Genomic DNA, 11,048 nt, shown 5'->3' on the forward strand with positions numbered 1-11,048 from the left:
GTTCAAATGGCGATTCAGCGTTTAATTGGTTTTGGGAAAAAAGAAGAGTTTAAGGAAATTTTGGCAATTTTAAGAAAGCAGAATCCTGATAGGATAAGGGTTCTGTGAAATTTGTCGTGTACAGAGCCCATTTAGATAGACCCATCCCATTAGATTCTCTTTTTCATCTAAGAATAGATCTTTTAAATTAAGAATTTCACACTGCTTACTACTACTTCCTGCTAATTTACACTCTTCCTCGAGCGTAGGGAACTTGTCCTGTTTATTCAAATTTGTACAAGCAATTAAGCTACATATAACAATGCTTATAGCGGAAATAAACAGAACTTTATTTTTGAGCATTATTATGCTATCTCTTATAAATTACAGAAAATTATTTGAATACTTACTGTTTTATCTTTTCTTTAGCACTTGAGATGCCTTGCTCATATGCTTTATTAAAGTAAAATTGAGATAAACTTTCATTTAACTTATTATAATCTGGAGATGAATATATGACCCCTAAGTTATAAGATGCTTGTCCTTTACTCATTTTACTAGCTAATTCAAAATACTTAATAGCTCGATCCACATCTTTAGTGATACCATTACTATTTATCAAATTAATACCCAAATTTAAAGCAGCCTCAGCATTATTTAATGATGCAGATTTTTCCCAGTAATTATTACAAATTTTATAGTCTTGTTTAACAACCACACCTTCGCAATATATCAACCCTAACTCAAATAATGAAAGAGCATCATTTTTTTCGGCTGCACTTTTTAAATAATTTAACCCTTCTTCAATATTTCCTTCTTCAATATAAATAGAGCCTATAGAGCCCATTGCATCAACATCATTCAACTTAGCAGCTTTAAGATAATATTTTTTTGCATTTTCTATACTTTTTTGAACTCCAGTTCCAGTGTAGTACTTAAAACCAGTATTATACATAGCGGAGACATTTCCATTATCTGCCGATTTTTTTGTCCACTCAAATGATTTTTTAGTATCATAAGTTCCACTCAGCGCTTTAAAATAAATATCTGCCAATATTAGTTGAGCATCACTATTACCCTCTTTTGCCAAGTTTTCATAAATAGGTTCGAGTCTTTTATAATATTCTTTCTTTTCATCAGAGTTTGATGGTGCAGCTTCTGCTTGTGATCTTAACTGCTCAGCTTGTTCAAATGTCATATTTAAATCAGATGATGTATTTGAAGCATTACAAGCAGTAATACATATACTTACAGCTAGACTCACCAATAATTTCTTTTTCAGCATTTTGTACATAACCTCTTAAAAACTCATTTTGTTAAAAATGTCATTAATGTTGACATTATTTGGCGGAATATGTGCATGAGAGCGAGGATCATACTCAGGAATGGTTTTGGGATCGATATATGATCGAGGCTTTGGTTTAGGTACACTTTTTTCACATCTACCATTTCGACCATTACAAATGGGCCCACGTGGGTCATTTGTAAAACAAGCTTCAACCTTATAGCTAGATAAACTAGGTATAACATGTCCACTTGAAACTCCAGCACTACCAGCGACTCCTCTATCATATGTCGACATTAAGCCATCACTAGATGCTTCACCTAAACCAGTTTTACCAAAACCTATACCTCTAAATAATACAACACTAGCACTTACATCTCCCCACCCACCATTCAATGCGTCTTTATAAACACCATCATATGGGTCATGAAAAGTTACTGATCTACTTCCTGCCGCTCCTAAAGTGCCCCCGCCCATATGAGCCACCACCAACAACTATTGATGCGACACCTCTTTCATTATTTAGGCATTGGGATCTTAAATCATATTTAATTCCTGTTCCGGCAAGAACACTAACTTGATAACTTGAACCAGTCCATTCAGTTAACTCCATCGGATCAACCCATTGGGTTGGATCACTTACATAAGCAGAAGTATTTGTCAACGGCATTCTAAAATTGACCCCTTTCACCTTACAAATGGCAAAGTAAAATTGACCCCTTTGATCTCGTATTAAATTTCAACCTGGGGCTGAATCCCAATTCTTTTTTATCCTTCAAACGATAACTCTCACCCGATATTTGTACCACATGACAGTGATGTAATAGCCGATCTAACATCGCAGCGGTCAACGTGACATCATCCGCAAATGACTTAGACCATTGGCTAAAGGGTAAGTTACTCGTCAATATCGTACTGCCTTTTTCATAACGCTTGGCAATCACGTTAAAGAACAGATTCGCTTCTTCACGTCCAAACGGTAAATAACCAATTTCATCGATAATCAGTAACTTTGGTCCCAGTACCGCACGCTGCATATAGGTTTTCAATTTACCTTGCTGATAGGCTGTACTCAGTTGCAGCATTAAATCCGCTGCGGTAATGAACTTGATCTTAATGTTGTTCATGATGGCCTTATAGCCTAATGCCATAGATAAGTGCGTTTTTCCTACTCCGCTAGCCCCCAGAAACACCACATTTTCTGCTCTAGCAATAAAGCTCAGATTGAACAGTTCAATCACCTGTGATTTAGGGGCCCCTAGGGCATAATGGCTTTGTTGCATAAATATGTAAGCATCTGATTTAAATAAGTTTAATTTTGGATCAAAAAATAATCAAAACCTTTAAAATCATATAGTTATGAAATCTTTGTGCAACAAAACCCTGCAAAAGTAAGAATTATTAAAAAATTTATAATCCAATTGATAAACATCCATCGATTGTGATTTTTTCTAAATTTATCAATATTTTCGATATAAGCATTAGGAGTCAATTTCATTGGAGTTTTTTTATCTCTAATACTTGGAAATGGGTTGTTTTTATTATATTTAAAAATATTATTTAATATTAACTGAACATCATAAGTTGTCAAAAAAAAGAAGGTGGTTACATCTAAACTATTTAATATCCCTTTAGAAACATTCGTTGTTCCATAATATAAATTTAAAAAATCATCCCTATGTTTTTTTATATAAATTTTATTATAAACAATAATAAAAACAACTAAAAATGCACTAAAAAAGATTGCTATAATCATAGTTGCAACCATAGGGTCCTCTAATAAATTAGACACCATTTCCTGATAAACAGACATATCAAAACTCTCGGCAGAGTAAAACTTGAAGTGCGACATAAACCACCTAATTAATTTAAAGGGTTTATGGAGTATATAAAATTGTCATACCATCATCTTAACTTTGAAGATCGTACTGCATTAATGCTTGAGTCAAGAAAAGAAAGCTTTTCACCCAGAAAATTTGCTGAACTCATTAAAAGACATCCTAGTACGATCTATCGTGAGCTTAAAAGAAATAGCATCAATGACGTTTATCAAGCTCAATATGCTTCTGATAACACCTTCGCTAGACGTAGACGCGGTCACAGAAAACTCAAAATCGATTCAATCCTCTGGAAATTTATTGTTGAAGCGATCCGTTGTTTATGGTCTCCTCAGCAAATAGCAAAGCGTTTAAAGACATTTCCTGATTTGGATCAAACAATGAATGTAAGCCATACAACGATTTATTCAACTATACGAGCATTACCAAAGGGTGAGTTGAAAAAAGACTTATTATCCTGTCTGCGTCATGAAAATAAAAAGCGAAAAGCTAACGGTGAACCTAAAAAAGATTCTATATTACAGGATATTAAAACTATTCATGAGCGCCCAGCCGAAGTTCAAGAAAGAAAAATACCGGGTCATTGGGAAGCCGATTTAATTAAAGGTAAAGACAATAAAAGTTCGATAGCAACACTTATTGAACGAAATACACGGCTCTGTATCTTGGCAACATTACCTGATGCAAAGGCAGAATCAGTGCGCAAGGCTTTAACTGAAGCTCTGAAATATTTACCTGCAGAACTACGTAAAACGTTGACCTATGACCGTGGACGTGAGATGTCAGAACATAAAATCCTCGAAGAAGATTTAGGCATAGATGTATATTTCTGTGACCCACATTCGCCATGGCAGAAAGGTACATGCGAAAATATGAATGGTTTAATTAGGCAATATTTACCTAAAGGGATTGATTTAAATCAGGCAGATCAGCATTATTTAAATCAAGTTGCCATGTCACTGAATACTCGTCCTAGAAAAGCGTTAGATTGGCTTACACCATTAGAGAAATTTGCTCAGCTTTATCATAAGGCTTTTGAAACTGTCGCACCTCATGTTTGAATTCGCCCTCTTTACACCTAAATTTTTAAGTTAAGAATTTTAAATAAAAAGTATTATATAAATTAGAAAAATAATAGCCAATATATATGTTATATAAAAAGATATCAGATTAAAAATCAGCCACCCCTTCCTATTCTTTTTAAATAATTCAATATTCTCTTTAAAAGCATTCGGCGTCATATAAAATGGTTTAGCATGAGAGTCATTAATAGAAGGGAAACGTATTTTTCTCGATGAAATCACTTCAAAAGAATAACGCATCAAAAACCAATATGCGACAACAACCAAATCCCCACCTACTCGATTAAAGATGACTCCATTATTCCTCCCAAAAAACAAATCAATAAAATCATCTTTATAAATCGAAATATAAATTTTATTATATATATATGTAAAAAACATTAATAACAAATTAAAAAGAATAATTAACATAACAAAATTCATTAAAATAGTATTATTTTCAATCATTTCTTTCATCACGAATAAAACCTCATTCATAACTATACCTTTTAATCACACACACCCGTATATTTCCTAGCAACTTGTGTCCCACCATAACTACCAGCAAATCCACCACCAACTCCTAGCGCAACCGCACCAATACCTGCACCAACAATACCACCAATCGCAATTGATGCTCCACCTGTCACAGGTGATAATATTAAGCCAATCTTCGCTCCCGCCATAGCACCTAATTCTGCTTTACTCAATGAGTTCACAATTTTAAGATTATCACCTAATAAAGCTTTCATTTTTGCTTCAAATGGATACTTATCTGAAGGTTGCTCATATATTCTATTAGAACAACCTAATTGAATTAATAAGGAAGAAATTAATATAATTTTCCAAAAATCATTCACACAAATCCTCGCCCCATTTATTATAACTATAAGATATAGCATCAGAATTATAATCAGTTATATTTAGTTTACCTCCTTGATAATCATAAACACCAATTGCAGTAGGGCTAACAATATTAATACTATTATTAGCTCCTAAACAATATGTATCTACCCCTTGTCCATGCCCCTTTAATATCCAACCATCTTTTTCTAATTGATTAATTACTTTTTTCAATTTATTAGGATCTTTTTCAAATCTAAAAGAAGAAATTTGGACTTCTGCTTTACGTATTGAGTTCACAATTTCAAGGTTATCCCCTAATAAAGCTTTCATTTTCACTTCAAATGGATATTTATCATAAGGTTGAGAATAAATTTCACCACATCCAGTAAATATAAAAAGTATAAAAACAACCAAACTCAAATTATTTAACTTCATACTTATTTGCCCCTAACTAATCTCTTAACTTTATCTTTACACTTAAATAATTTTTTTCTACTAAATATTTATTATCGGTAATTCATTTCCACAGTACAATGTTCCTTGTTCTTGATAATACATACCAATATTCCTTTCTTTTTCAATTGAAGGGCTTTGTTGCATAAATATGTAAGCATCTGATTTAAATAAATTTAATTTTGGATCAAAAAATAATCAAAACCTTTAAAATCATATAGTTATGAAATCTTTGTGCAACAAAGCCAAGCAGTTACCTTAAGTTCTTTATAAAAAGCCCGAAAGGGCTTTTTATCAATACTCATAATTAAATAGCTTTGCTAAATAAAACTATGGATTAAAAATATCATTTAAAATTTAATTGATCCATTCTCGAGGGACTTGAGGAGTTTTAGATGTTCTCACACAAAGCCTTCTAATTAAGAATTGAGGAATACCAAAAATCAAAAGATTTAAATTGAAGTCAGAAGGTAATTTCACTTGATCTGTTGAATAATTTCGCTCTGAAAATCTTAGTAGTTTAAGTTTAAACCAAGTTTCACTTGCTATCTCTTTACTGTAAATAACATTCGGAGCATAGTAATGAATATTATTTTTTAATTTTTCTATGTCTTCACCCGCCATATAGCGTCTAAAAAACTCCCAATGACCTTCAACCAAACTTAAGCTACGAAATCTAAATGGAAAGACGACCACTTGTTGAATGATCTCATTTTGATCAATCAGTGAAGCATTCACAGCGTATTCATGATTTTCATTAATATTTATAGAAAAATGATAATCACTCCATGGAGCTGAAATCCATTCTTTTTGGTAAGGTTCAAAATAGTGTAATTCTTGATTTTTACGGTTAAAAATCAAAGGGTAATGCGTATAACCAAATAACTCACGACCAAATGAAATATTAAATATTTTAAAAAAGAAAAATATACCTCCCAATAAAAGAATAATTCCAATTAAGGATATCAATGAAAAACCTGATTCAGATAAAAAGCCAGGAAAGCCTATTAATAGAATTATAAGCCCTATCATCATTAAAAAGCTAAACCATAAAGAGAACATGGTTGGCAACCCCCTGATCTCATCCCAAGCATCATTACAAATTAGATAATCATCGTTAACTTGCTGAATATTAAAATATGGAATCAACTTATTATTTAATTTTTTTTTAGGATCTAAATTAAAGTTAATTAATCCTCGTTCATTAATATAGGTCAATACTTGTGGTTTTTCATGGTTAATTTTCAAACCTTTGATCAAATTCTGATTTTCATAACCATAGTTACCACTCATAAGAAACCTCCAAATATAACTTTACCACGGCTTTGTTGCACAAAGATTTGAAATGCAAAGCGCCCTTAATTGAGCCAAATTTAAGGCGTAACTTGGGTAAGTGGGCGACCTAATTCCGTAAATCTGTTAAGGACTGCTACACGTGCATGGATCTCATTCACTTGGCTATCAAAACTCCTTGCACTGAGTTTATCTCCTAATAATTTGATGCAATGCATCTTAGTTTCAACCAAACTTCGCCGATGATAGCCTGACCATTTTTTCCATAGTATCCTACCTAAACGTTTAATTGCTCGAAGTAATTCATTTCGCTCTAGCGAGCTACTCTTTGTATCTTTCCATGGTTTCGCATTTTTTCTAGGTGGAATCACCGCATGCGCTTGCCGATCTGCAATGACCTGACGGCATTGCTTGGTGTCATAAGCTCCATCGGTATAAACAGAGTTAATCTGCTCATCTATACCGATATGAAGTTTACGCCATTGGCGACGATATTCAGGCTGATGTTTCTTACGTTTCCATTCACCTTCACCTAAAAACTTCAAGCCAGTAGAGTCGACGAGTAGGTGGAGACCATCACGACTTTTCTGATAGCTTATCGCAATATCAATATGCTTTTGTCTTCTACAAATAGTCGAATAATCTGGCGCTGTCCAATCTAATCTACAAAGTTTAATGAGGCTCTGAACAAAGCCAGTGACCATGCGTAAAGTGAGTCTAAATAGAGATTTGATCATCAAACAGCATTGAATCGCTATGTCGGAGTAGGTTTGACTTCGACCTTGTTTGCCTTGAGGTTCTGCATACCATTGTGTTTTTGGATCGAACCAAATGGCAATATTCCCACGATTAATGAGAGCTCGGTTATATGCGGGCCAATTGGTTGTGCGGTAGATTTTGTGTGTAGGCTTCTTCATTTGGAAATTATATTGCCGAAGGAGTCCTTAAGAACAGCTTTGTGCAACAAAGCCCTTTATCGTTAATCGTTGCTACCAAATATTGCACGTGAAGCCGACTTTGAGATGCAACAAAAATTGTTTGTACAGATACAAATAAACTCTCTGCCATACTAGCCAATAGAGCAGACGACAATATTGGCTATCGCGTCCAGCACCTAAAGCATTCATTATGAATCTCAAGAGTTTCTCTGGCTTTAAAACTTCATCAAATCATATAAATGTATCAATTTTTTCTTCTTTCTCTTTAATATAACTTTCAGGGTAAGGATCATATTCAACAGCTCTACGATATTCATAAACAGACTCTAAAATTAATTTTGCATTATTATCTTGATGGCGAGCAGTAAGTAAATAAATCTTTTCAGGATTTTGGAAACCGTACATCTCAAAAACTTGTTCTGACTTTTCATTTAAATGCCGTAATGAATTAAACGCATTTTTAACAATAAACATAAAAATAAAATAAGAGATAAAACTAACTATTGTCAAAATTAGAAACATTTCCTGAGTTAAGCCCCCAGTAAATATAAATAGTAAAAACATAGCAACTATACTTATTGCATACCAGACTCTCCCCCCTTTCATCATTGACTTGTATGCTGGTTTATCGGCTGCTCCCATGCCCACTTGCATATGCAGTAAACCTGTTTTTGGGCTATGTACTGAACACAACTCATATACATTCGGTTCAATTTGTCGAGCAATACAAATGACATATTCACCTGCCTCAAACAGGGCACGATGAAACTGACCTACACACACTTTGCCGCCTATTTTCATCACCACAGTTTGCATATGTAAACGGCTTTGCGTAGCTAAAAAAACCGTTTGTGCACCCAAGGAAACACTACCAGCAACTGTACTTAAAATCGCTGAGGACTTAATTAAGTTATCTCCTGCTCCCCCCAAAGTATTTAGCACGCCATTATGTATTTCTAATGCTTCAATACGACCTTCAAACTTCAGCAAATCATATAAATGTATCAATTTTTTCTTCTTTCTCTTTAATATAACTTTCAGGGTAAGGATCATATTCAACAGCTCTACGATATTCATAAACAGACTCTAATAGTAGTTTTGCATTATCATCTTGATGTCGAGCAGTAAGTAAATACATCTTTTCTGGATTTTGGAAACCGTACATCTCAAAAACTTGTTCTGATTTTTCATTCAAATGTCGTAATGAATTAAATGCATTTTTAACAATAAACATTAAAATAAAATAAAATAAAATACTAACTATTAATAACATCAAAAAAATATCTTGATTAAATTCATCAATGAATATAATAAATAGACTAACCCCAATAATTGTAGCTGCATACCAAATCCGCCCTCCTTTTATCATCGATTGATATGCGGGTTTATCGGCTGCTCCCATGCCCACTTGCATATGCAGTAAACCTGTTTTTGGGCTAAGTACTGAACACAACTCATATACATTCGGTTCAATTTGTCGAGCAATACAAATGACATATTCACCTGCCTCAAACAGGGCACGATGAAACTGACCTACACACACTTTGCCGCCTATTTTCATCACCACAGTTTGTATATGTAAACGGCTTTGCGTAGCTAAAAAAACCGTTTGTGCACCCAAGGAAACACTACCAGCAACTGTACTTAAAATCGCTGAGGACTTAATTAAGTTATCTCCTGCTCCCCCCAAAGTATTTAGCACGCCATTATGTATTTCTAATGCTTCAATACGACCTTCAAACTTCAGCAAATCATATAAATGTATCAATTTTTTCTTCTTTCTCTTTAATATAACTTTCAGGGTAAGGATCATATTCAACAGCTCTACGATATTCATAAACAGATTCTAATATTAGTTTTGCATTATCATCTTGATGGCGAGCAGTAAGTAAATAAATCTTTTCAGGATTTTGGAAACCGTACATCTCAAAAACTTGTTCTGATTTTTCATTCAAATGTCGTAATGAATTGAATGAATTTTTCACAATAAACATAAAAATAAAATAAAATAAAATACAAGCTACAGCTAAAATTATAAACATTTTCTGGGTTAGATCACCAGCAAATATAAAAATTAAAAAAGCTCCAATAACAGTAATTGCATACCAAACTATTCCCCCTTTCATCATCGATTGATATGCGGGTTTATCGGCTGCCCCCATGCCCACTTGCATATGTAATAAACCCGTTCTTGGACTTAATACTGAACATAACTCATATACATTCGGTTCAATTTGTCGAGCAATACAAATGACATATTCACCTGCTTCAAACAGGGCACGATGAAACTGACCTACACACACTTTTCCTCCTATTTTCATCACAACAGTTTGGATATGTAAACGGCTTTGTGTGGCTAAAAAAACAGTTTGTGCACCCAAGGAAACACTACCAGCAACCGTACTTAAAATTGCTGAGGACTTAATTAAGCTATTCCCTGCATTTCCCAAAGTATTTAGCACGCCGTTATGAATTTCTAACGCTTCAATACGGCCTTCAAACTTCATCAAATCATACATACTCAAACACTCACTACTGCTTTTACAAACTCTTGATATTCTTCATCTTCATTTTTAAAGGGCGTTTCTTGGCTATTTGCTTTCCTAAACGGTGTTTTTTGGCACCAATCCTCGAATGCATTATCCAGCACATAATTTTTAAGAGCATACTCTAAAGCCACCAATAAAACGGAAATCACAGTCAAACCTGCTACTACACGTGCTCCAGCAAGAGCAGCAACAATAACATTTGAAGAAAATCTTACTGCTGTCCGATTTAATACACCCTTTCCGATATATGGTGCAACTGAGCTTGCGAATACTCCAGCTTGTCCTACAGTTAAAGCCAAACTCGTTAAAAGTCTTACATATGAAATGAGTATTATTGTCGTAGAGTTCGTTTGGTAATCCTCCCATAAATAACCGAAGTTAAAAGTAGAGGTTAAGCAGCCATTAGAGGTGGCTTTCCTTTGTTAGCTTGATGTGGTCTTTCATGGTTGTAATGCCACAACCAGTTTGTTGCATAATCTTGTACTTCATCCAAAGTATCAAATAAATGCTTGCTCAGCCAACTATAACGTATGGTTCGATTATAGCGTTCAATATACGCATTCTGCTGTGGCTTACCCGGTTGAATATATTCAATACGAATACCGTGCTCAGTAGCCCAGCGCACAAATTCGTGACTGATAAATTCGTGACTGATAAATTCGGGACCATTATCGCATCAGATCACTAACGGTTTTTCTCTCCACTCCAGCAATTGATTCAACGTACGAATAACCCTGATTGTGGGCAATGAGAACCCTGCTTCAATGGCTAGGCCTTCGCGGCGGTAATCATCAATCACATTCAAT

The 11,048-nt window shown here is 34.2% G+C and carries 13 protein-coding genes and 2 pseudogenes; 1 reads left to right on the forward strand and 14 read right to left on the reverse strand.

Annotation, left to right across the window (positions count from 1 at the left end; all coding sequences use genetic code 11):
• Positions 1–385: 385 nt before the first annotated feature.
• From FTT64_RS13835 to FTT64_RS13850, 4 genes and pseudogenes are all read right to left on the reverse strand, one after another.
• Complete coding sequence (locus tag FTT64_RS13835; protein ID WP_163146125.1) at positions 386–1,264, reverse strand: tetratricopeptide repeat protein; 879 nt, start codon at positions 1,262–1,264, stop codon at positions 386–388.
• Between the two features lie 15 nt (positions 1,265–1,279).
• Entirely contained in the window at positions 1,280–1,759 is a 480-nt protein-coding gene (locus FTT64_RS13840) for a hypothetical protein (RefSeq protein ID WP_168397130.1), read from the reverse strand.
• A 197-nt stretch (positions 1,760–1,956) separates the two neighbouring features.
• Positions 1,957–2,532: pseudogene (gene istB / locus FTT64_RS13845) on the reverse strand (IS21-like element ISAba8 family helper ATPase IstB); the annotation flags it as partial.
• A gap of 89 nt (positions 2,533–2,621) precedes the next feature.
• Entirely contained in the window at positions 2,622–3,077 is a 456-nt protein-coding gene (locus FTT64_RS13850) for a hypothetical protein (protein WP_168397132.1), read from the reverse strand.
• A gap of 123 nt (positions 3,078–3,200) precedes the next feature.
• Between FTT64_RS13850 and FTT64_RS13855 the strand changes: the two genes are divergently transcribed.
• On the forward strand, positions 3,201–4,163 hold the full coding sequence (locus FTT64_RS13855; protein ID WP_257231958.1) for an IS30 family transposase: 963 nt from the start codon (positions 3,201–3,203) through the stop codon (positions 4,161–4,163).
• Between the two features lie 39 nt (positions 4,164–4,202).
• Here the strand turns inward: FTT64_RS13855 and FTT64_RS13860 are convergent, their stop codons facing one another.
• The 10 genes and pseudogenes from FTT64_RS13860 to FTT64_RS13905 all read right to left on the reverse strand — a co-directional run.
• Positions 4,203–4,661, reverse strand: a complete 459-nt coding sequence (locus FTT64_RS13860) for a hypothetical protein (RefSeq protein ID WP_168397133.1) — start codon at positions 4,659–4,661, stop codon at positions 4,203–4,205.
• 11 nt (positions 4,662–4,672) lie between these two features.
• The gene (locus tag FTT64_RS14505) at positions 4,673–5,023 is read right to left on the reverse strand and encodes a hypothetical protein (RefSeq protein ID WP_227554593.1); all 351 of its coding nucleotides are present in this window, start codon (positions 5,021–5,023) and stop codon (positions 4,673–4,675) included.
• Entirely contained in the window at positions 5,016–5,444 is a 429-nt protein-coding gene (locus FTT64_RS13870; RefSeq protein WP_168397134.1) for a hypothetical protein, read from the reverse strand. Before FTT64_RS13870 ends, FTT64_RS14505 begins: the two co-directional genes overlap by 8 nt.
• Before the next feature lie 375 nt (positions 5,445–5,819).
• A complete protein-coding gene (locus tag FTT64_RS13875; RefSeq protein WP_168397135.1) occupies positions 5,820–6,755 on the reverse strand; it encodes a hypothetical protein in 936 nt (311 codons plus the stop codon).
• A gap of 80 nt (positions 6,756–6,835) precedes the next feature.
• Positions 6,836–7,672: an IS5 family transposase gene (locus FTT64_RS13880; RefSeq protein WP_180182504.1), complete on the reverse strand. Its 837-nt coding sequence runs from the start codon at positions 7,670–7,672 to the stop codon at positions 6,836–6,838.
• 252 nt (positions 7,673–7,924) lie between these two features.
• Complete coding sequence (locus tag FTT64_RS13885; protein ID WP_180182503.1) at positions 7,925–8,746, reverse strand: putative type VI secretion system effector; 822 nt, start codon at positions 8,744–8,746, stop codon at positions 7,925–7,927.
• A complete protein-coding gene (locus FTT64_RS13890) occupies positions 8,685–9,506 on the reverse strand; it encodes a putative type VI secretion system effector (protein ID WP_180182506.1) in 822 nt (273 codons plus the stop codon). The genes FTT64_RS13885 and FTT64_RS13890 overlap by 62 nt, the downstream gene beginning before the upstream one ends.
• Entirely contained in the window at positions 9,445–10,212 is a 768-nt protein-coding gene (locus tag FTT64_RS13895; RefSeq protein ID WP_227554594.1) for a putative type VI secretion system effector, read from the reverse strand. Before FTT64_RS13895 ends, FTT64_RS13890 begins: the two co-directional genes overlap by 62 nt.
• Positions 10,213–10,214: 2 nt before the next feature.
• On the reverse strand, positions 10,215–10,541 hold the full coding sequence (locus FTT64_RS13900) for a hypothetical protein (RefSeq protein ID WP_168397161.1): 327 nt from the start codon (positions 10,539–10,541) through the stop codon (positions 10,215–10,217).
• A gap of 92 nt (positions 10,542–10,633) precedes the next feature.
• Positions 10,634–11,048 (reverse strand): annotated as a pseudogene (locus FTT64_RS13905) (integrase core domain-containing protein); the annotation flags it as partial.

The sequence above is a fragment of the Acinetobacter sp. Q186-3 genome (assembly GCF_013420655.1).
GTDB classification, from domain to species: domain Bacteria; phylum Pseudomonadota; class Gammaproteobacteria; order Pseudomonadales; family Moraxellaceae; genus Acinetobacter; species Acinetobacter indicus.

Bases quoted from the DNA above. Each gene is read 5' to 3' on its own strand.
- FTT64_RS13850 (WP_168397132.1), bottom strand. From the start codon at position 3,077: ATGTCTGTTTATCAGGAAATGGTGTCTAATTTATTAGAGGACCCTATG.
- FTT64_RS13895 (WP_227554594.1), bottom strand. From the start codon at position 10,212: ATGTATGATTTGATGAAGTTTGAAGGCCGTATTGAAGCGTTAGAAATT.
- FTT64_RS13860 (WP_168397133.1), bottom strand. From the start codon at position 4,661: ATGAATGAGGTTTTATTCGTGATGAAAGAAATGATTGAAAATAATACT.
- FTT64_RS13875 (WP_168397135.1), bottom strand. From the start codon at position 6,755: ATGAGTGGTAACTATGGTTATGAAAATCAGAATTTGATCAAAGGTTTG.
- FTT64_RS13890 (WP_180182506.1), bottom strand. From the start codon at position 9,506: ATGATCCTTACCCTGAAAGTTATATTAAAGAGAAAGAAGAAAAAATTG.
- FTT64_RS13855 (WP_257231958.1), top strand. From the start codon at position 3,201: ATGCTTGAGTCAAGAAAAGAAAGCTTTTCACCCAGAAAATTTGCTGAA.
- FTT64_RS13885 (WP_180182503.1), bottom strand. From the start codon at position 8,746: ATGATCCTTACCCTGAAAGTTATATTAAAGAGAAAGAAGAAAAAATTG.
- FTT64_RS13880 (WP_180182504.1), bottom strand. From the start codon at position 7,672: ATGAAGAAGCCTACACACAAAATCTACCGCACAACCAATTGGCCCGCA.
- FTT64_RS13835 (WP_163146125.1), bottom strand. From the start codon at position 1,264: ATGCTGAAAAAGAAATTATTGGTGAGTCTAGCTGTAAGTATATGTATT.
- FTT64_RS13870 (WP_168397134.1), bottom strand. From the start codon at position 5,444: ATGAAGTTAAATAATTTGAGTTTGGTTGTTTTTATACTTTTTATATTT.